Source organism: Pseudomonas cremoricolorata (assembly GCF_000759535.1).
Classification (GTDB): Bacteria; Pseudomonadota; Gammaproteobacteria; order Pseudomonadales; family Pseudomonadaceae; genus Aquipseudomonas; species Aquipseudomonas cremoricolorata_A.
This window is the reverse complement of the sequence record NZ_CP009455.1, coordinates 4,647,861-4,669,366: the sequence shown is the minus strand read 5'-3', so window position 1 is coordinate 4,669,366 and position 21,506 is coordinate 4,647,861. Positions and strand designations below refer to the sequence as shown.

At 62.0% G+C, this 21,506-nt stretch carries 15 protein-coding genes; 4 read left to right on the top strand and 11 right to left on the bottom strand.

The window, feature by feature from the left end; genetic code table 11:
• Positions 1-59: 59 nt before the first annotated feature.
• Complete coding sequence (gene ydiJ / locus LK03_RS21020; RefSeq protein WP_038414456.1) at positions 60-3,086, top strand: D-2-hydroxyglutarate dehydrogenase YdiJ; 3,027 nt, start codon at positions 60-62, stop codon at positions 3,084-3,086.
• 44 nt (positions 3,087-3,130) lie between these two features.
• Here the strand turns inward: ydiJ and LK03_RS21015 are convergent, their stop codons facing one another.
• From LK03_RS21015 to tkt, 9 genes are all read right to left on the bottom strand, one after another.
• On the bottom strand, positions 3,131-4,174 hold the full coding sequence (locus LK03_RS21015) for a phytanoyl-CoA dioxygenase family protein (RefSeq protein WP_038414455.1): 1,044 nt from the start codon (positions 4,172-4,174) through the stop codon (positions 3,131-3,133).
• A gap of 3 nt (positions 4,175-4,177) precedes the next feature.
• Complete coding sequence (locus LK03_RS21010) at positions 4,178-6,286, bottom strand: capsular polysaccharide biosynthesis protein (protein WP_038414454.1); 2,109 nt, start codon at positions 6,284-6,286, stop codon at positions 4,178-4,180.
• The gene (locus LK03_RS21005) at positions 6,283-6,879 is read right to left on the bottom strand and encodes a GNAT family N-acetyltransferase (RefSeq protein WP_049870587.1); all 597 of its coding nucleotides are present in this window, start codon (positions 6,877-6,879) and stop codon (positions 6,283-6,285) included. The genes LK03_RS21010 and LK03_RS21005 overlap by 4 nt, the downstream gene beginning before the upstream one ends.
• A gap of 4 nt (positions 6,880-6,883) precedes the next feature.
• Positions 6,884-8,398 carry a sulfatase-like hydrolase/transferase gene (locus LK03_RS21000; protein ID WP_205621251.1) on the bottom strand — a complete coding sequence of 505 codons (1,515 nt, stop codon included), beginning with the start codon at positions 8,396-8,398 and terminating at the stop codon, positions 6,884-6,886.
• Positions 8,399-8,405: 7 nt separating this feature from the next.
• The gene (locus LK03_RS20995; RefSeq protein ID WP_038414452.1) at positions 8,406-9,182 is read right to left on the bottom strand and encodes an SDR family NAD(P)-dependent oxidoreductase; all 777 of its coding nucleotides are present in this window, start codon (positions 9,180-9,182) and stop codon (positions 8,406-8,408) included.
• Positions 9,179-10,495: a capsule biosynthesis protein gene (locus LK03_RS20990; RefSeq protein ID WP_038414451.1), complete on the bottom strand. Its 1,317-nt coding sequence runs from the start codon at positions 10,493-10,495 to the stop codon at positions 9,179-9,181. Before LK03_RS20990 ends, LK03_RS20995 begins: the two co-directional genes overlap by 4 nt.
• Positions 10,435-12,456: a capsular polysaccharide biosynthesis protein gene (locus tag LK03_RS20985; RefSeq protein ID WP_038414450.1), complete on the bottom strand. Its 2,022-nt coding sequence runs from the start codon at positions 12,454-12,456 to the stop codon at positions 10,435-10,437. Before LK03_RS20985 ends, LK03_RS20990 begins: the two co-directional genes overlap by 61 nt.
• 181 nt (positions 12,457-12,637) lie before the next feature.
• Positions 12,638-13,678, bottom strand: a complete 1,041-nt coding sequence (locus LK03_RS20980) for a phosphotransferase family protein (RefSeq protein ID WP_205621221.1) — start codon at positions 13,676-13,678, stop codon at positions 12,638-12,640.
• A gap of 274 nt (positions 13,679-13,952) precedes the next feature.
• Positions 13,953-15,950, bottom strand: a complete 1,998-nt coding sequence (tkt, locus tag LK03_RS20975; RefSeq protein ID WP_038414449.1) for a transketolase — start codon at positions 15,948-15,950, stop codon at positions 13,953-13,955.
• Between the two features lie 408 nt (positions 15,951-16,358).
• On the opposite strand from tkt, the gene LK03_RS20970 reads away from it, so the two are divergent.
• Positions 16,359-17,291, top strand: a complete 933-nt coding sequence (locus tag LK03_RS20970; RefSeq protein ID WP_038414448.1) for a KpsF/GutQ family sugar-phosphate isomerase — start codon at positions 16,359-16,361, stop codon at positions 17,289-17,291.
• Between the two features lie 414 nt (positions 17,292-17,705).
• Positions 17,706-18,506 carry a DUF1796 family putative cysteine peptidase gene (locus tag LK03_RS20965; RefSeq protein ID WP_038414447.1) on the top strand — a complete coding sequence of 267 codons (801 nt, stop codon included), beginning with the start codon at positions 17,706-17,708 and terminating at the stop codon, positions 18,504-18,506.
• Positions 18,507-19,000: 494 nt separating this feature from the next.
• On the opposite strand, the gene LK03_RS20960 is transcribed toward LK03_RS20965, so the two are convergent.
• Entirely contained in the window at positions 19,001-19,186 is a 186-nt protein-coding gene (locus LK03_RS20960; protein WP_038414446.1) for a hypothetical protein, read from the bottom strand.
• Between the two features lie 484 nt (positions 19,187-19,670).
• Between LK03_RS20960 and LK03_RS20955 the strand changes: the two genes are divergently transcribed.
• Complete coding sequence (locus LK03_RS20955) at positions 19,671-20,690, top strand: glycosyltransferase family 61 protein (protein WP_038414445.1); 1,020 nt, start codon at positions 19,671-19,673, stop codon at positions 20,688-20,690.
• A 97-nt stretch (positions 20,691-20,787) separates the two neighbouring features.
• On the opposite strand, the gene LK03_RS20950 is transcribed toward LK03_RS20955, so the two are convergent.
• Positions 20,788-21,462: an acyltransferase gene (locus LK03_RS20950; protein ID WP_156109554.1), complete on the bottom strand. Its 675-nt coding sequence runs from the start codon at positions 21,460-21,462 to the stop codon at positions 20,788-20,790.
• Between the last annotated feature and the right edge of the window lie 44 nt (positions 21,463-21,506).

Sequence of the window (21,506 nt, the reverse complement as noted above, 5' to 3'; positions counted from 1 at the left end):
GGCCGTCTTCCGACCGCCTGTACACCGTGACCACGCCATTCCTACGAGGCCATCCCCCGATGATCGCCCAGCTGCCCGCCCAGGTTCCCGCCGCCCACTACAGCGTCTTTCTCGAGGCCCTGCGCGGCAGCGGATTCCGTGGCCAGATCAGCGCCGACTACGGTACCCGCACGGTGCTTGCCACCGACAACTCGATCTACCAGCGCTTGCCCCAGGCTGCGGTGTTCCCGCTCGACGCCGAAGACGTGGCGCGCATTGCCACGCTGATGGGCCATGAGCGCTTCCGCGAGATTCGCCTGACCCCACGCGGCGGCGGTACCGGCACCAACGGCCAGTCGTTGACCGACGGCATCGTCGTCGACCTGTCGCGGCACATGAACCAGATTCTCGAAATCAACGTCGAGCAGCGCTGGGTACGGGTGCAGGCTGGGGTGGTCAAGGATCAGCTCAACGCCGCGCTCAAGCCCCACGGGCTGTTCTTCGCCCCGGAACTGTCGACCTCCAACCGCGCCACCATCGGCGGCATGATCAACACCGACGCCAGCGGCCAGGGCAGTTGCACCTACGGCAAGACCCGCGATCACGTGCTGGAACTCGATACCGTGCTGCTCGGTGGTGAACGCCTGCACAGCCAGCCGATCGACGATGCCGCCCTGCAACAGGCCTGCGCCCAGCCCGGGCGGGTCGGTGAGGTGCACCGGATGGCCGCGGACATCGCCGAGCATCAGCGCGAACTGATCGAGCGCACCTTCCCCAAGCTCAACCGCTGCCTGACCGGCTACGACCTGGCGCACCTGCGCGACGAGCAGGGCCGCTTCAACCTCAATAGCGTGCTGTGCGGCGCTGAAGGCTCGCTGGGCTATGTGGTCGAGGCCAAGCTCAATGTGCTGCCGATTCCCAAGTACGCAGTGCTGGTCAACGTGCGCTACTCAAGCTTCATGGACGCCCTGCGCGATGCCAACGCGCTGATGGCGCACAAGCCGCTGTCGATCGAGACGGTGGATTCCAAGGTATTGCTGCTGGCGATGAAGGACATCGTCTGGCACAGCGTCGCCGAGTATTTCCCCGAAGATGCGGCGCGCCCGACCCTGGGCATCAACCTGGTGGAGTTCTGCGGCGATGATCCGGCTGAGGTCAATGCGCGGGTCGCAGCGTTCGTCGCCCACCTGCAATCGGACAGCAGTGTCGAGCGCCTGGGCCACACCCTGGCCGAAGGCGCCGAGGCGGTGACCCGGGTATACGTGATGCGCAAGCGCTCGGTGGGGCTGCTGGGCAACGTCGCCGGCGAAGTGCGCCCGCAGCCATTCGTCGAAGACACCGCCGTGCCGCCCGAGCGCCTGGCCGACTACATCGCCGAATTCCGCGCTCTGCTCGACAGCCACGGCCTGGCCTACGGCATGTTCGGCCATGTCGATGCCGGGGTGCTGCACGTACGCCCGGCGCTGGACATGAAAGACCCGGCCCAGGCGGCGCTGGTCAAGCCGATTTCCGACGCCGTGGCGGCGCTGACCAAGCGCTACGGTGGGCTGCTCTGGGGTGAGCACGGCAAGGGCCTGCGTTCGGAGTACGTACCGGAGTACTTCGGTGAGCTGTACCCGGCGCTGCAACGCCTCAAGGGCGCCTTCGACCCGTATAACCAGCTCAATCCGGGCAAGATCTGCACCCCGCCGGACAGCGCCGAAGGGCTGACCAAGGTCGACGGCGTGACCCTGCGCGGTGACCTTGATCGCAGTATCGATGAGCGGGTGTGGCAAAGCTTTACCAGCGCCGTGCACTGCAACGGCAATGGCGCCTGCTACAACTACGACCCCAACGACGCCATGTGCCCGTCGTGGAAAGCCACCCGGCAGCGTCAGCACTCGCCCAAGGGCCGTGCTTCGCTGATTCGCGAATGGCTGCGCCTGCAAGGGGCGGCGAACATCGACGTGCTGGCGGTCAGCCGCGGTCGGCTCGACTGGCTCAAGGGGCTGCCCCAGCGCCTGCGCAATCGCTGGATGCAGCGCCGGGGCCAGGCGGATTTCTCCCATGAAGTGTACGAGGCCATGGCCGGCTGCCTGGCGTGCAAGTCGTGCGCCGGACAGTGTCCGATCAAGGTCAACGTGCCGGATTTCCGCTCGCGCTTCCTTGAGCTGTACCACACCCGCTATCAGCGGCCGCTGCGCGACTACCTGATCGGCTCGCTGGAATTCAGCATTCCCTACCTGGCCCACGCGCCGGCGGCGTACAACGCGGTGATGGGCTCAAAATGGATGAGCCGCCTGCTGGCGGACGGCGTGGGCATGGTCGACAGTCCGCTGCTTAGCCGCTTCAACTTCCAGGCCACCCTGAGCCGCTGCCAGGTGGGCGTGGCCAGTGTGCCGACCCTGCGCGAGCTGAGCCCGCAGCAACGGGCGCGCAGCATCGTGCTGGTGCAGGATGCCTTCACCCGCTACTTCGAGACGTCACTGCTGGCCGGCTTCATCGACCTCGCCGATCGTCTCGGTTACCGGGTGTTCCTGGCGCCCTACAGCGCCAACGGCAAGCCGCTGCACGTGCAAGGCTTCCTCGGCGCCTTCGCCAAGGCGGCGGTGCGCAATGCCCGCCAGCTCAAGGCGTTGGCTGACTGCGGTGTGCCGCTGGTAGGGCTGGACCCGGCCATGACCCTGGTCTACCGCCAGGAATACACCCACGTGCCCGGCGCCGAGCAATGCCCCCAGGTGCTATTGCCGCAGGAATGGCTGGTCGACGCACTGCCCCAGCAGGCAGTGACCCATGCCGGCGATTTCCGCCTGCTGGCCCACTGCACGGAAAAGACCAACGTGCCCGCCAGCACCGGCCAGTGGCAGAAGGTCTTCGCCCGGCTGGGCCTACGCCTGACCACCGAAGCTACCGGCTGCTGCGGGATGTCCGGCACCTACGGGCACGAGGCGCGTAACCACGACACCTCGAAAACCATCTTCGCCCAGTCCTGGGCCGGCAAGCTGGAGCAAGCCGGCGAACCGCTGGCGACGGGCTATTCCTGCCGCAGCCAGGTCAAGCGCCTGGCCGACCGGCAGTTGCGTCATCCGTTGGAGGTGGTGTTGCAGTATGCCGAGCGGCGGGTATAAGCAGGCAGAACCGGACCGGCTATGCCGGCCCAGTCCAGTCACCCTCAGATATGCACCGGCTCATACGCATTGAGCTGCTCGATGAAACGCCAGTGGCTCTTCTTGTCGAACCCCATCATGCGCTTGAGGCGTACGTCCCAGCGCATGTGGTGGTTGGCGATCCAGGGCAGGGCGAACAGGTGCGCGCCGCGCCAGGGCAGGAACGGGTTACGCCGCAGGCTTGCGTAGATTTCCACACGGTGGCTGGCGTGGCGGCTGGCGCAACGGGCGTGGAAGCCTGAGGTGTCGGCCACCACCAGCGTATTGGCCGGCACGGCGAAGCGGCGCGGTTGCGGCAGGCCCAGTTCGGCCAATTGCGCTTCATCGATGCGGAACGAGCCCTCACGGTGCATCTGTTCGCTGGAGCGTGCGGCGCCCAGGCTTTGCCGGTATTCCCAAGCCAGGCGCTCAGGGGTCAGGCGGTGGGAGCCGGGCACATAGCTGAAGGGCCCCTGGTCGTCGGCCACGTCATCGAGGAACAGCCAGGCTTTTGCGGTGGGGTGGAAGGTGTCGGCGTGCAGGCGGGTCTGCGGGTCGTGGTCGGCGTTGGCCGCGTCGATGATGATCGACTGCAACTGATAGGTGATGCCACCGCTGTTGGACGAGGCGTAGGCGATCAGGTCGCGCACGCCACGGTCAGCGACGAACGCCGCGCTGGCCGGGTTGTGCGCCAGCACATCCTGGTCGAGGCTGACCCGACGCGTCACTGCGCGGCCTTGGCGCATCTCCCAGCCGGTGCTGCGCAGTGCGCCCAGCTCGGCGCGCAAAGCGGCGAACTGCTCGGCCGGCAGGGCGTTTTCGCGGATGAAAAAGCCGTTCTGCTCGAAGTGCTCACGCTCGCTTGGGTCCAGGCGCTTGCCCAGCGCCTGGCGGCGACAGCCGGCCATGGCCATGGCCAACTGGCGGCGCTGCACGTGCAGGCCCAGGGCATTGAGCCGGGCGCTGCCCAGCACCGGGTTGTTCTCGAACGATTTGGCGTGGGTGGCAAGCTGCAGGAAATGCCAGGGGAGCGCGGCGCAGCGGCCGATGTCCTTGATCGATACAGGCATGGTCTAGTCCTTTGCGGGGGCCAGCGGCCGGCGATGGCCGAGCATGGTCCAGGTGTAGTTGAGCAACGGCGCCACTCGCCCATGCTCGCGCAGCCGCGCAGGGCGCGGGCTGGCCAGACAAGCGAGGGCGTGCCAGGCATCGCAGGGCAGCGCATGCTGGACGTCGGCATAGCGCGCATAGCGCAACAGGGCGCCGGCCACCAACTGATCCAGGGTCAAACGGCGGCTGCGCCGGGGCAGCGGCTGATGATCCTCGGTAAGGCCCCAGCCGGCATAGAACGGTGTGCCGTAGGTGACCACCGGCACGCCGCGCAGCAGCGCTTCGAAGCCGGCGGTTGAACTCAAGGTGTGCACGGCATCGACCTGGCCGTACAGGGCGACGATGTCCACCCCGCGCAGCACCTGATCGGCCAGGCCGGCCAGTTCAGCGTCGGCCACGCGTCCGCGGCGTTTACCAGCTTCGACGTCCGGGTGCGGTTTATAGACGATCCAGGCATCAGGCAGCGCGGCGCGCACTGCGCGCAGCAGGTGCAGGTTGCTGCGAATCTCGCCTGCGCTGCGCAGCACCGAGGCATCATCTTCGACTTGCCCCGGCACCAGCACGCGCTGCTGACCGGGCGCCGACTTGACCTGACCCAGCGGCCCCTGGCGCAGGTTGAACTTACTGGCCCCCAGTGCCACCGCGGTTTCGCGCAAGCGCGCCGCCTCGGCCAGTTCGGCGGGGCTGAACGGGCTGTGCTGAAGGATCTGCTCGAGGTCGCTGGGCCGGCTGGCATCGTAGTGAATGCCACTGCGGTCGAGCACCAGTGAACGTGCCGGGCGGTTGTTCGCGCCCAGGCCGCTCGAGCGCAAAAAGCCATCTTCGATGCGCCACACCTCCACGCCAGCGCGTTCGGCACGGCGTTGCAGATCCTCCGGCTCGCGTGCTGCCCAGACCAGGAGTCGGCCGTGTTCGGCGGCCACTTGGCTGAGCAACTGCGGCGAATCTTCGGCAAAACGCAGTTGCCCCCAGCGGCTGGTGAAGAAGCGGCGAATGTTGTGCTGCTTGTGTCGTTTCACCCCAAGCACCGTGGTGACGCCGGCGAACTGGCTGTCGCAGGCTTTCTTGCGCGCGAGCAGATCGGCCACGGTCAGGGCGTCACTGAGCTGACCGGTCAGTGGGTCGACATAGCGGCAGTAGCGCACATAGGCAGCCGCCACCAGTTGGCGCAGGTCGGGCCGTGCCTGACGCCGGGCAATCGCCATGCGGTCATCGGTCAGGCCCCAGCCGGCGTAGAACGGCAAACCGAAGCAGGTTACCGGCACGCCTTGAATCAAGGCTTCAAGCCCGGCCTGGCTGGTGCCGATGTAGACCCGCTTCGCGCGCCGTGCCAGCGATGCCCACGACACCTCGCGCGCCTCCAGCGCCACGCCGCGTTCGAGCGCAGCGGCCAGCAGACAGCTGGGCTTGTGCCCGCCGACACAGTCGGGATGAATACGCACGCGCACATCGGCATCGGGGTTCTCGGCCAGGGCGACATCGAGCATGCGCACGAAATCGGCCTCGCACAGGCCGCCACCGGGGATGGAAAAGTCCCCGGCAGTCTGGTCCACCACCAGCACCAGCGGCCGCTCGCGACCCAGCGGGTCATCCTCGGGCAGGTCGCGGGCGTTGTTGTACTTGCCGATGCCGCTGCGGCGCATCAGCGCGATCAGCGCGTCGGCGCTGTCGAGTTCGGCGGCGCTCAACTGTTCGGGCGCTTGCAGAATATTTTCCAGCAGGGAAGGGCGGTCGGCCAGGTAGTGGATGCCCACCGGGTCGATCACCAGCGACATGGGTGTATCGCCTTCCACGCCCAGTGACGAGGAACGCAGAAAGCCATCTTCCAGCGCGATGTACGGCAGGTTCCAGCGCTGGCACAGCACCCGCGCCTGGGCCGAGGACGTCTTGTAGCCGATGCCAGCGATGGCCTTGAGCCCTTTTGGCGGCCGGCTGCCGCGACGCCACAGCCAGTACGGTGGGCCTTCCGGGCCGAGGAACTGCGGCAGGTGGAAAATCTTGAAGGCCACCCACTGCGACATGATGCCGATCCAGCCCGGCCCTTCGACCAGTGGGGTCAATGGTCCACTCATGGTGCGGCCCTCTGCGAGGTGCGGCGGCTGGCCACAAGTGCACAACGCATGCCCAGCAGCGGCGTCAGCCAGCGGCGCCGGCGCGCGACGAAGCCGTGCTTGCGGTACAGCTGCTGAGCGCGGACGTTGTGCAGCGGCACCTCGAGGTCGACCGCTGTAGCACCCAGGCTCAGCGCCTGGGCCAGACACGCCTGCACCAGTGCCGAGCCCACACCGCGGTTGCGCGCCGCCTTGACCACGCGCAGGCCGTAGAGCAGGAACGGGTAATGCCACTCACGCCACTCGCTCAGGCAGAAACCGGCGAATCGCCAGCACCCGCCCAGCACACCGAACTCGCGGCGAAACGGCTGCCAGTTGAGCGCGAAAGGGCCGCGGCGAGCATAGCGAAACGAGGCGAAGCCCAGCGCACGCTCGCCGTCGAAGGCGATCAGCACACGGTCCCAGTGCAGGTCGCTGCCCAGCAGGCGGTAGCGACAGGCGCTGTCGCCCAGCAGCCTGGCCAACGAGCCACGGCCTTGGGTAATCAGGCGCTGCAAGCTCGGGTCGGCGGTCTGCGTCGCAGTCAGGGTCGAGCCTGGGACGATGCGCAGCATGGCTTCAGACCACACCGGCCGCGTTCGACTGGCTGGCTGCACGCGGTGTGCCGCTGGCCTGATCGAGCAGGGCGCTGGACAGCGCCTCGACCCGTAATGGCTGTGCCTGACTGCCCGGTTGACGACGGTTCGACCAGATCAGGTAGTCGGTGTCGCCGGCTGGCGCACCGACCGCCTGATACACCTGCGGCAGAATCGGTACGTGATCGCCGAAGAAGCACAGCAGGGCTTCACGCCCATGCACCTGCAGGGTTTCGCGCAGCATGCCGAGCATGCGATCGGCATTGGCGATGTGCCGCAGGTACGCGGCCAGGTCTTGCATGCCGGGCTGCAGCGGGCGGTCGAACCAGGCGGGTAGTTCACTGTCGGTGACGCTTTCCAGGTGCAGCGGGCCGTGGTTCTCCATGGTGATGGCATGGATGAACAGCGGCTGTTGCCGGCCCTGGGCGTTGAGCAGGCCACGGATTTTTTCCGCCACGGCGCAATCACCGATGAACGGGCCGGCCTTCTGCGCTTCGAAGAAGCTGCTGACGTCGATGAACTCATCGAAGCCCAGGGCCGGCAACACCTTGTCGCGGCCGTAGAAGCTGCCGGCATAGGGGTGGATGCACACGGTGCGATAACCCTGCGCCTTGAGCCGGGCGGCGATGCTCGGCAAACCCTGGCGGGCCAGCACGCGATAGGGGTTGAAGCGGTGCACGCCCAGGTGCTCGGCCTCGATGCCGGTCAGGTAAGCAAATTCGGTGCGGACAGTGTTGGCGCCCCAGGCCGCGACTTGCAGCTTGCCGTGGGCCAACGATTGCCCTACCAACCGGTCGTACTCGCCGAGCACTTCGCCGCGCACGCCTGGCCACAGGCTACGCACATCGAAGAACGATTCACTCTGGATCGAGACGATATCGGGCAACGCAGCGGCTGGGGCTGCAGCGGGCGCGGGTGGTGCGAACGGCGACCCGAGTGCCGCGCGATCGACCGGTTGGCGTGCGGCCCAGAAATAACGCCACAGGCTGGCCGCCAGGCCCCAGCGGCGTACGTCGGCCTCGGCATCGAAGCTTGGCACTTGATGGCGATGGCCCAGGCGCAGCAGACCCAGCCCAAGCAGTCCCGGCAGCAGCGCTGCCCAACGTGAACCCGGCGCTTCGAAACTCAGGCCCGCCCACAGATAGATTACAAAGCCCAAGGCCAGGCCAGCGGCCTTGGCGTAACCGAAGAAGGGCAGATACAGGCGGGGAAACTTCACTGCATCGCTGAAATACTCGAAATCGGCGCAGACGAACGGTTCGCGCAGCGAGTGGTACTTAGAGTTGCTCACCAGCACGATCAGCAGCCACACCAGCAGCAGGTTGACGCCGCTGAACAGCGCCCGCCCGGTGAGGGCATACAGCAGCCCCAGGCCCACGCACCACACGCCGGCATGCAGCGCCCAGCAGCTCAGCGGGCGATGCAGCGCCGGACGCGGCTGCAGAAAACGTTCGACCAGCACGGTCAGCGCCAGGCCTGCCAGCGCAACGGTCAGCAAAGACACTTCAATCACTGTACTTGAGCCCACGCAGAATCATCGAAGAGAGCCGCTGCGGAATGACCCCCAGCAGCCAGGTGCCCAGGTTCAGCGGAAACGGAAAACTGATACGCGCCTTATCGGCCGCCAGGCCCCGGCGGATGCGCCGGGCCGCCTTGTCGGCGGTCCACAGGAAGGGCTTGGGGCCAGGCATCTCGAAGCACATTTTCGATTCCACATAGCCCGGCAGGATGACGTTGATCTTCACCCCCTCGGCCGCCAGCCAGTCGCGGATGGCCTCGCCGTACACGCGAATCGCCGCCTTGCTGGCGCTGTAGGTCGGCGTCACCGGCAGGCCGCGCCAGCCAGCCAGGGAGCTGAACAGGGCGATCTGCCCGTCGCCCCGGGCACGCATGGCCGGCAGTGCGGCTTCCACGGTGGCGATGGCAGCCAGCACGTTGACCTCCAGCAGCGCGCGGCTGTCGTCCCAGCGTTCGGCCGAACCGTCGCTGCCCACTGCGGTGTTGAGCCCGGCGCCGACCAGAATCAGGTCGGGCCGTTCGGCCTCGCTGACCCGTCGCACCATGCTGCGCAGGGCGTCCAGGTCACGCACATCGAGGGCTTCTAGCAGCACCCGGGCACCCAGTGCGCGGCACTGTTCGGCCAACTGTTGCAGGCGATCTTCGCGGCGGCCCTGGAGAATCAAGGTGACACCCGGCGCGGCATACTCGGGCGCCAGGGCGCCGCCGATACCGCCTGTGGCGCCAGTGATGAGGATGCAGCGAGGGGAGGCAAGTGAGCTCATAGGTACTGTTCGATTCGACTGGTCGGGGCCAGCAGCACGTCCAGGCAGTTGGCCGCTGCCAGGTCCATGCCGCTGCGGGTATAGAAGCCGCCGTTGACTTGAGTGGTGTGGATCACGGTGTTGCGAAAGCGCTTGAACAACGTCATGTCCGGCGCCTGCGGGTCGACCCAGAACTCATCCAGGCTGCTTTGCTGGGTTAGCCCCGGCATGGCATAGATCGGCTCGGCCAGGGCGATGGTCGGGCGGCCATGGAACAGTGCCGAGGCTCCGGCGGTGCTGTTGACGGTGATCAGCCCCTGAATGTGCGAAAGCAGCGTCGGCATGTAGCCGCTTTCCATGAATTCGACGCGCTCGGCGACATCGTGCTCGCGGGCCAGTTGCGCGGTGATCTGGCGGTAGTTCAGCAGGCCCGGGGTGAGCGGGTGATTCTTCACCAGCAGACGGGCATCGCTCGGCGCATGGGCGGCGAACGAGGCAATGACATGGGCGATCACTTCGCGCATGTTGGCGAAGCGCGAGTGGTCGCGAATCTGTGCGTCGCTGTCGAGCTGCAAGGGCAGGAGGAAGGTCGGCTGGCGTTCTTCGGCGACCTGCGCCACCAAGGCGTTATCGCGCTGGCGCGAGCGCAGCAGGCGCGCACCCTGGCGAATGAAGCCCGCATATTCGGTGGCCGCGCTGAACGGCGCATGGGTGCGATATTTGGGGTAGCACACAGGGTTCAGTGCGCCGCCGACGTGGTACATCACGTCGTGGCTGGCGCGGGCCATGAACGACAGCTTGAACGCCTTGCCGTTGTCATAGCGCGGCACATGCTTGCCGACTTCGCGATACCACTGCGGGTCACGCGGCAGCCCCGAGTTGCTGTTGACCCCATCGCGCTCCAGGGTGATCCAGTACGGGCGGAAGTACCCCTCTTCGAACACATGCACGCCCAGGCCCAGGCGTCGTGCCAGTGCGATGGCCGGGCGATGCACCGGGCGGCAGTCGCCGAACAGCACGATGTCGGTCACCTGCAGCTGCGCGAAGCGCTCGGCGTAGTAGCCCTCCAGTTCGTCCAGCGGGCAGCGGCAGGTATGTTGCGAGCCTGCGCTGTAAAGCCTGTCGCCGACGTTGTAGCTGATGCTGTGGACCACCTGCCCGGCGCTGCGCAGCGCCTTGGCGAGGGTCATGAAGAACGGTGAACTGACACCCTGCAGCAGCAGGAATGTCTTGCGTGGTCGACCTGCCGGAGGTCGACCCGCCCGGCTTGCCTTCAACTGGCTGGGCGTTTCAAGCCCAACCAGTTGCACAAGCGTCGAATCAAGTCCTGCCATCGAGAGGGCGCTCCTGGCTGCGAGAGCGCATGCCAATGTTGTAGTTCATGAAGAGTCTGTTCAGCGCTGGTGAAGCGATCGGTGATGCGGCTGACGTAGGTGGGATAAAGCAACAAGGTGCCGGCCACCAGTTGCGCCAGGCTCAGGCGACGCTGGCGGCGGGCTTGCACTTCGGCAGACAGGTGCAGGTCGCAAGTCAGGCCCCAGCCGGCATAGAACGGCTGCCCGTAGGTGGTGACCGGCACGCCGCGCAGTAGCGCCTCGAAGCCCGACTGTGAAGTCAGCACGTGGACCTCATCGACGCTCTCGAGCAGCTGCTGCAGCGGGGTGTCGCCGATCACCTGGTCGCACCAGTCCACGGTATGCGCTTCATCGTCGCCACGGGCACGGGTGCCGGCCGTCACTTCCGGGTGCGGCTTGTACAGCACCCAGGCGTCAGGGTTGGCGGCGCGCACGGCCTGCAGCAGTTGCAGGTTGCTGCGAATGTCGGTGCTGCCAAAGCGGATCGAAGCGTCATCCTCGACCTGGCCGGTGACCAGAATCACCCGTTTGGCCTCGGCCGGACGCTGCCAGCTCGGGCCGGGCAGGTTGTACTTGGTCAGCCCTGCACGGCAGATGGCCTGGCGCAGCGTTTCGGCACGATCGAGCAATTCGTCGTCGAAAGTGCTATCTGCCAGCAGGCGCTCCAGCCGCGAAGGGCGGGTGGCGTCGTAGTAGATGCCCAGGTCATCCACCACCCACGACAGTGGACGCGCCTTGCCGGCGCCCAGGCCGACGGAGCGCAGGAAGCCGTCTTCGACGTGAAAGACCGGCAAGGGGTGGTCGCGCAGGCGTTGGTCGTAGCCGCATCCCCAGGTCAGGGTCGGCAAGTCGTTGCGTGGCAGTTTGCCGGGTTTGATGATCCGTACCTGCGCGCCATTGAAGAACAACTCGACCAACGGTCTTTTCCAACGGCTGAAACCGACCGCCTGCAGCCGTTCTGGCAGCACGCTGCGATGCTTGCGTTGCAGACCCAGCCAGCGAATCAGGGTTTCCGGTGCGCAGGGTTGTTGGCGTTCGGGGCAGACGTAGCGTGGGTAGTCCACCAGGCTCGCGTGAATCAACTGCGCCAGGCTGGCCGAGCCACGCCGTTTTGGCGCGGGGAGCCGATCATCGGTCAGACCCCACCCGGCATAGAATGGCATTCCCCAGGTATGTACAGGCACATTCCACAACAGCGCGTCGAAGCCAAGCTGCGACGTCATGACGAAAACCGCCTGCACGTGCGGCAGCAGGTCGGCGGGATGAATGTCTTGCGCCAGAATCTCGACGCGAGGATGCTTCTGCAGGCTCGGCACATCGAAATGACCGGCTTTGCGTTTTGCCACGACGTCGGGATGAACCTTGAGCAGCACCGTGCTAGTGGGGTAGCGCAGCAAAGCCGCATCCATCATCTGGATGAAATCGTCGACCTTGGCACCTTGCAGCGAGGCATCGCCGCGGGTTTGGTCGACCACCAGCACACAGTCTTTCGGCAGCAGTGGCCGTTGAATGCGCGCGGCGTTGTATTTGGAAACCTTGTGATGTTGCCAAAGTGCCTGCAGCGCCAAAGCGCGGCGAGACTGCTCTGTACTCAATGGTCGAGCAATCAGACGTTCGAGGCGTGAGGGTTGGGTCGCGTCGTAGTACACGCCCAGGTCATCGACAATCAGCGACAGAGGCGGGTCGTCAGCACCCAGGCCTACAGAGCGCAGGAAACCATCCTCCACCGTGAGCACGCGCTTGCCTGCAGCGTTTGCGGCGCTCATGGCTCGCAATGCGCTGGGTTTGCGTCCCCAGGCCAATAGGCACTCGGCAGCATTGGCATCGCTGGCTACGCCGTGTTGCAGGGCGTACTCGGGCAGCAAAGCGGGCAGAGTAGGAATCCGCTGAGCGCCTTTCGACATCACCAGCAAACGTGGGCGAGGCAAAGCTTCATCCATAAACGTACTGCAATTATCCCTTCAAGGAAGTGACCTGAGGGAGATGCCCCTGGGTCATATGAAACTGGTCAGACCGCGAATACTAATACAAATTCATGCGGTCTGATGCGGGCTTCTGAAAATTCCTACAGGATGTTGTGATGGTCCCTGGATCTGCGCGTATTTGGTTACAAATCAAGCATCAATCGCGCAGAGTCAGCAGGTACTCATACTTTTGCAGCAGCAACGTCATGCGGTCGCTCTCGCGATGCTCGATGACCGTTTCCGGACGCAGACAGTGATACAGCGCGGTCAGCAGGAAGATGTAGCGCAGGTTGTGCAGCGCTTGTTCGGAGTCGAATTCAGGGGGCAGGGCGGCGCGGTAGGCGTCGATGAATTCGCTTTGTGAAGTGAGGAACATCTTCATGTCCTTGCGGCGGAACAAGCTGCCCAGGTAGGCGCCGCCGTCGAAGCCGATACGCCCGACCTTGACCTCGCTCCAGTCGATCAGGTGCAGTTGCTGCTTGATCAGGAACAGGTTCTTGCGCAGGTAGTCCATGTGGCAGATGCAGCGTGGGCTACGTCTGGCCTGGCGGGCCATGCGGCGCAGCTTGGGCACGAAGGCCTTGAAACGGGTGGCCAGTCCGGCAAAGCGCGGGTCGTCCTGGCCCAGTCGCTCCAGTTCGCCCAGGTAGCGGGCGAAGTTGAAACGGGGGCGCAAGAGGAACCAGGGGCGGTAGAAATCCATGCTCCACAATAGCGGCGCGCGGGATCGGGCCTGGGCTTGCAGGTAGCGGTGACTGAGCAGTTCCTGCTCGGCGATGCCCAGCGCCAGCGGCTTGGCAATGGCCTGCATGCGCGGCGGTTTGCCGCGCAGGTAGGTGGTGAAGATCAGGCTTTCCCAGGGCGTGTCGATGACCCCCAGGCAGGCCGGATGACGAAACTGCGTACTGCCGTCCAGCAGCCCCGCGGCGCGGTGAAAGCGCGCCTCCTGGCTGCCGATGAACAGCACTTTGCGAATCGACTTTTCCACCAGTTCCAGTGGCTCACCGGTCAGGGGGTCGATGACCTTGTGGTGGCGCACGTAGTCGACGAACGAGGCGTTGGAGTCGAGGTCTTCGCTACTGATGCTCAGGGGCAAATCCCCCCAGTGGGGCATCAATGCGCGCAGGCGGTCGTCGAGCGAGGGCCGGTGCCAGCGGAACAAGGTTTTGCGGCCCAGCGACAGGGTAAGGGCGGTCATGGCGTCCAGTCCGGCAGAGCCGATTCGGTCCTTTTTCGTGGCGGTGAATGAGAACGGCCAACAGGGCCCCACGCAGACTTGGCAAGAGGTGGCAGCGTTTCAATTGGGAGGGCGTTGCCGCCCATCGCGGCTAAACCGGAGCGCCGGCCGACCGTTCCTACAGAGGGCGCGTTTCTTGTAGGAGCGGGTTTACCCGCGATGGTCGGCAAAGCCGCCCCAACAGCGCCCCGCACCGATTCAGCAGGAAACGACAGCGCCGCCGTCCACACGGCCCTCAATCCTCCAGCAGCTCCTCAGCCACCGCCAGCACGTTGTCCAGGGTGAAGCCGAACGCCTCGAACAGTGCGCTGGCCGGGGCCGACTCACCGTAGGTGGTCATGCCGATGATGCGCCCGTCAAGGCCGACGTACTTGTACCAGTAGTCGGCATGCGCCGCTTCGATGGCGATGCGCGCACTGACTTGCACCGGCAGCACCGACTGCTTGTAGGCGGCGTCCTGGGCGTCGAACACGCTGGTGCACGGCATCGACACCACGCGAACCTTGCGGCCCTGGGCGCTGAGGGCGTCGAAAGCCTGCACCGCCAGGCCGACTTCCGAGCCGGTGGCGATGAGGATCAGCTCCGGCTCGCCGGCGCAGTCGCGCAGCACGTAGCCGCCCTGGCTGATCTGCGCGATCTGCTCGGCGCTGCGCGCCTGATGCTGCAGGTTCTGCCGCGAGAAGATCAGCGCCGACGGGCCGTCCTTGCGCAGCAGCGCCTGCTGCCAGCACACCGCCGACTCCACGGCATCGGCCGGGCGCCAAGTGTCGAGGTTGGGGGTGGTGCGCAGGCTGGTCAGCTGCTCGATCGGCTGGTGGGTCGGGCCGTCTTCGCCCAGGCCGATGGAGTCGTGGGTGTAGACGTGAATCACCCGCTGCTTCATCAGTGCCGACATGCGCACCGCGTTGCGTGCGTATTCCATGAACATCAGGAAGGTCGCGCCGTACGGCACCAGACCGCCGTGCAGGGCCAGGCCGTTCATGATCGCGGTCATGCCGAATTCGCGCACGCCGTAGAACAGGTAGTTGCCGCTGGCATCGGTAGCCTCGACGCCCTTGCAACCTTTCCACAGGGTCAGGTTGGAGGCGGCCAGGTCAGCCGAGCCGCCGAGCAGTTCCGGCAGCAGCGGGCCGAAGGCGTTCAAGGTGTTCTGGCTGGCCTTGCGACTGGCGATGGTCTCGCCCTTCTCGGCGACTTGCTGCACGTAGGCGGCGGCTTTTTCGGCGAAGTCGGCCGGCAACTCGCCCGAGCTGCGGCGCTTGAACTCGGCAGCCAGCTCAGGGTGGGCCTGGGCATAGGCGTCGAAGCGCTGGTTCCACTCGGCTTCGGCCTTGGCGCCGGCGTCTTTGGCATCCCACTCGGCGTAGATCTCGGCAGGAATCTGGAAGGCTTCGTGGCTCCAGTTCAGGCCGTTGCGGGTCAACACGATCTCGTCGGCACCCAGGGCGGCGCCGTGGGATTCTTCCTTGCCCTGCTTGTTCGGCGAGCCGAAACCGATGATGGTCTTGCAGCAGATCAGGGTCGGACGGTCGCTCTTGCGCGCGGTCTCGATGGCGGTCTTGATCTCGTCGGCATCGTGGCCGTTGACGTTGCGGATCACCTGCCAGTTGTAGGCTTCGAAGCGCTTCGGGGTGTCGTCGGTGAACCAGCCGTGCACTTCGCCATCGATGGAGATGCCATTGTCGTCGTAGAAGGCGATGAGCTTGTTCAGGCCCAGGGTGCCGGCCAGCGAGGCAACTTCATGGGAAACGCCTTCCATCATGCAGCCATCGCCGAGGAACACGTAGGTGTGGTGGTCGACGATGTCGTGGCCTTCACGGTTGAACTGACCGGCCATGACTTTCTCGGCAATGGCGAAGCCGACGGCGTTGGCCAGGCCCTGACCGAGCGGGCCGGTGGTAGTCTCGACGCCTGCGGTGTAGCCGAACTCCGGGTGACCCGGGGTGCGGCTGTGCAGTTGGCGGAAGCCTTTGAGGTCGTCGATGGACAGGTCGTAACCAGTCAGGTGCAGCAGCGAGTAGATCAGCATCGAGCCATGGCCGTTGGACAGCACGAAGCGGTCACGGTCGGCGAAGTGCGGGTTGCTCGGGTTGTGCTTGAGGTAGTCACGCCACAGCACTTCGGCGATATCCGCCATGCCCATCGGGGCCCCGGGGTGGCCGCTGTTGGCCTTTTGCACGGCATCCATGCTGAGGGCGCGGATGGCATTGGCACGTTCACGACGGCTGGGCATCGAGGGTCTCCTGACGGTCTGTGATGCTGGGAATGGCCGGCATTTTGGCGTAGCTGCTGCGGGACGGCAATCCTGAAGTGCCGGGTACTGCAGTGACCGCAACCCCGGATGATAAAAAATGGAACCTAATTAAAACTGAGTCGTCATACCACCACTCCGGCGTAATATGTCGGACGTAAGGTAATCCGTTCAGACGTTTTCCAATTCTCGCGCTCCGCTCCACTGCGCACTATGCACCGTAGGCTCTGGCTGTCCGGTGCATGGTCGTGTGCGTGGGCGTGCGTCGACTAACTGAGGGCCTGCAGCGTGATCCACCAGTCCGAATTGAACGCTTGTGCTTTGCTCGGTGAAACAAAAACTTTATTATCTGCGCCCTCGCAAAATCCTCGAAGGTCCTCAGGGAAGAACATGAATCACCTCAATATTGCCAAAGAAGCCTTGATCGCACAGGCGCAAGCGGTCACGCTTCTGGCAGATCGGCTCAATGGCGAATTCCAGAGTGCAGTCGAGCTGCTGTTGGGCTGCCGGGGCCGTGCTGTAGTTTGCGGCATGGGTAAATCCGGTTTGATCGGCAAGAAAATGGTCGCCACCTTCGCGTCCACGGGGACGCCGAGTTTCTTCTTGCACCCCGCTGAAGCCTTCCACGGCGATCTGGGCATGCTCAAGCCCATCGACGTGCTTATTCTGATTAGCTATAGCGGCGAAACCGACGAATTAATCAAGCTCATTCCAAGTTTGAAATCCTTCGGTAATAAGATCATTGCCATGACCGGTAATGGTCAATCGACCTTGGCCAAACACGCTGATATTTGGCTGGACATCTCTGTCGAACGTGAAGTGTGTCCCAATAACTTGGCGCCTACGACGTCTACCCTCGCCACGATGGCAATGGGCGATGCACTAGCCGTCGCCCTGATTGAAGCGATTCAATTTAAGCCGATGGATTTTGCTCGTTACCATCCGGGCGGTAGTTTGGGGCGCAAGCTGTTGACGCGCGTTTGTGATGTGATGCATTCGCCAGCGCCTGTCGTCACTCCCGCTACTACTTTTCACGATTGCCTGCTGGTCATGACCAGGAGCCGTTTGGGTATGGCGATCGTGATGGATAACAATAAGCTGCTGGGCGTGGTCACCGATGGAGATCTGCGACGTGCATTGCTAGACGATGAAACGATCGTCAACTCCGACGTGAGTCAGTTCATGACTGCAAGTCCGCACACGATCCGTGAAGACTCGCAGTTGTCTGAAGCAGAAGCCTATATGCTCGATAACAAAATTCGCGCACTGGCGGTAACCGACGCGCAAGGCATGGTGGTCGGTGTAGTCGAGATCTTCGATTGACTTACCGAGTGTAGGAGCGCGACTTGGGCTGATCGAGCGGTGCGCGGGTAGGAGTTTGGCAATAGAGGTTAATTACGTTCCACGCGCGCTTAGCAGTGAGCAGACAGAAACCAGCAACTCACCGAAGGAAGGCTGGTCTTGTCGGGTGGGGCCGCGTGCCGTTTATCGGCGTTTGATCTTTTTCAAAAAGTCAGACGGCGTGCGTCGTGGATGGATAAGGCCCCTTACCGCTGGGTGAGCATGCGGGTGAGAGACCCTCGCTTTCTGATGGGACGTCGCTTTCACTCGGTGATCCAGCAAGGCGCATGAAGCTAGACCTAGGATTAGCAACTGAGGCAAAATTCAGGCAGTTGCATATACACTCTTTGTAAACTGGCATTGCCAGCCAAATCTGGCGGTCACAAGGACACTCGAATGCTATATGTCAGTCTAGGCGCTTGGTGCCAAGTCGCTCAGCAACTTAAGAATCACACTGGGGAGCGATTCGTTTCGAGTGCGTTCGATTGGACAGTTTCTTCACTAAAGTCAGTTTCTAAAATTATCGAAACGGATGGAAATCATTTTTGCGAAGGGCTTTCCCTCAGCAAGCCGTCGAATTCGTTGATATGTGATGCCTATGGAATTTTGTATCATCACGAGTTCAAGCGGGATGAGAATAATGAATCGGTCTGGACTGAAGAAGGAAGGAACGAGGCGAAGAGTAAGTTGACGCACAAGCACAAGTCGATGGCGTCAAAAGTCCGATCTTCAGGGCAGTGCGTGACCTTCGTCAGGTTTGGTGGGCATGCCGAGCCCCTGGTCGCATGGCCTTATGCCAAAGATCATGCGGCTGTTCAGGAAACTGAATTGAATCATGTCGTCCAGGCTATCGAGAAAGAGTTTCCTGATGTTCCATTCAGGCTCTTGTTTGTGACGTGTCCAACCGCACATCTTTACAAAGTGGACGAGGCGAAGCTTGATCCTCGTATCTGGCCGTTGGAAATGCGCCATCGCCATGGATCAGACTGGGCGGGTGCAAGCGACGACTGGGCGCAGGTCGTCGCGCGGATACCGAATTCCTTCGAAAAGCTGAGCGCTGACAGTGCGCGTGAAACATCACCGTTCGAAGGAATCAACGATGACTTCGACTTACTGGATATGTTTACCAAAGACCAGATTGCCGCGCTGAATCGACTGATCAGTCGAAGGCTGTCCAGTTACATCAAAATCGGTTGAATCGTCGGTTTTGATGAGGCTGACGACGGTCATTGTTCTTATTGGGTCAGGCAATGACCGTGAGGCTCTGCAGGAAGGGTTTTGAATGAGGGCTGCCCAAGGCCGATAGCAGCACAGCGAAAGCGCTTGAGGGCGCCCATTGTAAAACGCTAGCCGCTTTTGACTATTGTAAGTAAGTCAGCAGTGTGGGGCGACGCTGTAACGGTGTGCATGCGAGGCTATCTCCAGCACACTCTAATCCAATCGGAGTCTGTTCAGGCAGCGCCCAGCCACTTCCTGCATGGGTATTCACTTCAAAAGATTCTGGTTGCCTGCCAGTAGAGGCGTGGCCGGCCGTATGTCATGTTTGCCCAAGTGATAGGGTTGATCAGAATCCTTCGTCTTCTCAACGATTCATGAGCGCCGCGATCCTGGAGCATTTTCGCGCATTTGGGCTGCAATCAGGCGCCACTGTTGCTGGCTTCGGCGTTACCATTCAGGGCTAAGACCGTGCCTCACAGAGCCGCCACGAGGGTCAGTTTCGGGTTCTTAGCATCGACAACGGCAGCGCAGGTTTGCCAGAGGCGGTCACGGTATTCGTCGAGACCGTTGACTCTGTAGATGCTTTCAACGTACCAGCTGTCGCCGCAAAGGCCCTTGGCGTCGAACTCCATCATCCGCTGAGCAACGAACTGGATCATTCGCTAGAGTAGATCGGCATTTGCTCCTTTCTTACCCGCTTGGTCAATGCTATAGGTGGGTTAGCCTCGAAGTTAGGTCTTCGCAAGCTCAGGGCTACCCAGAAGCACGATGCCACGTTTCTCGCCCCCAGGCACCTTGGGCGAATTTACTTACATCATTTCCCCAAAATACGATTTACCCTACTAAACCGCGTGATGCATGTCGGTCGGTAGTTAGTAGGAATGTTATAGGTAAGTGTGTTTCGAAATGTCCCTCGAGCTCCGGTGGCGTTCATCTGTGGCACGCCTTGAAAAACGCCGAAAGGTAGCCGCAAGCCGTAGCGCACCCAGGCCTAGCAGGCCTAGAGGGCGCCAGAAGCCGCAGGGAGGTGGCAGGAACTCAGAAAATTGTATTTGTGCGATTCTCTATGTATATTGATTTCATTTCATGTCAAGCCAAATGCGAGGACGCTGCGTGCGGGTTTTAACAGTCAGAGAGTATGCAATGCACAAGGGTGCGGATTTCGAGGACGTCGAAGTTTCCAGCGCTCAGCCGCTGGTTGAAAAACACGGCACCAGGTTCGCTGCATCATTTTCACATGGCTCACTCACCGTGGCGCATTTGAAAAACATCAGATTCTATAAATCCCATGGATTAATTGTAACCGAAGAGGGCTGGATTCTTCGCGATACTATGCTTCATGATCATATCGATAGAATGATTGCGAGAATTGAATCGGGCGAGTTAGACCTTAACGCACCTTGCACGCACATCATCAGTGAGCCTACGGCAATCATTGGTGGTCAGCAGAACTTTTATCACTGGATGTTCAACTGGCTGTCGAAATTCACGGCGCTCAACGGATCGCGCTTTTCTTCAATTGCCAAAGGTCTGGTGTTCAATGGCCCGATCGAACGCTTCCAATGGGAGACGCTATTCAAGCTGGGAGTCGGCAAGGGAAAAAATTGCCACTTTATTCAGCGCAGCAGCCCTGTCTTGATTGAAGATGCGATAGTTCCCACGTTGTTCTCCAATCCCGTTCATTCTCTGGGTCATATTGAGTGGCTTAGAAGTTTGATGTCTTCGGAAGAGAGAGTGGAGGGTGTTACAGAACGTGTCTATATATCCAGGAAAGACGCGGTCAAGGGTAACAGGCAGATTATCAATGAGACCGAATTGATTGCGCTACTTGAAAAATACGAGTTCTCCATTGTCAGGCTTGGTGATCTCACGCTCAAACAGCAAGCCAGTGTCTTCCGACATGCTCGATTCGTCATTGCGCCACATGGAGCTGGGCTGGCGAACGTGATTTACGCGCAACCCGGTGCATGCTTTCTGGAGATGCAGGCGAAGGACGCATATACGCAAGTCTTCTGGTCATTGGGCTTGATATCTGGAGCTGCCCGGTATGATGTACTGACGTGTGAAAGCTTCGGCGACTCGATTCCTTACCAAAAAGATATTGAGATTGATCTCGCGCGATTAGAGCAAGTCATCATCGAGAAATGGGGATTGGGTTCCTAGTCGAACGATCTCTAACGCAAGCGGTCATCGATGTTATTGGGCGTGGTCATTCGACCGAATCGATGACCACATCCTAAACTGACTACCTGGTTAAGGGTCAGAGCTCGGCGTCGAGACGGGCGATGTTCCACCATCTTTCAAACTGGGGGTCCATGCTGTCATCACTGAACTCGACTTTGTCAGCCTCTCGTCGATCCCAGATCACCCCTTTCTTAATCAGTGATGCAGGAGTGCCTGCAATAACGCATGAGGGGGGGAACGATTTATTTTGTACAAAAGAGGATGCGCCAACGACGCTATTTCTGGAGATGACGCTTCCTTTGGAAATCAAAGCGCCTTGTCCGAGCCACACATGTTCACCGATCTTGATGTCGCCCGCAGGATTAAGACGCTCACCGGAAGTCAGGCTGTAGATCCCGTGTGCATCGGTAGTGCGCATTTGAACGTTGTAGGAAATCATGCAGTCCTCGCCAATCTGCACTTGAGTAGAGTGATCGGCCAGTATTTGAGCGCTTTCGATACTGGTAGCTCTGCCGATCGTAACCGAACTGCCATTCTTGATGAGAACAGAAAGTCTCCCGATTCTAAATGGGTCCATTTCGAAGACTCCGTTGTCACCTTGGATCGTGAGTTTTAGATTATCCACGCGTCGAAGGTTTTGGATTTTTACATGATTGTTATTGCCGCTTATACTAATTTCTATATTGCCTTTAGCTTCTGACGGGATATCTAGGATATTATTCAATCCTTGGTCTGATACGATAATTGCCATGGGAAATACCTTAGGTCTGTGGGTTCAATGATAAAAGACTAACG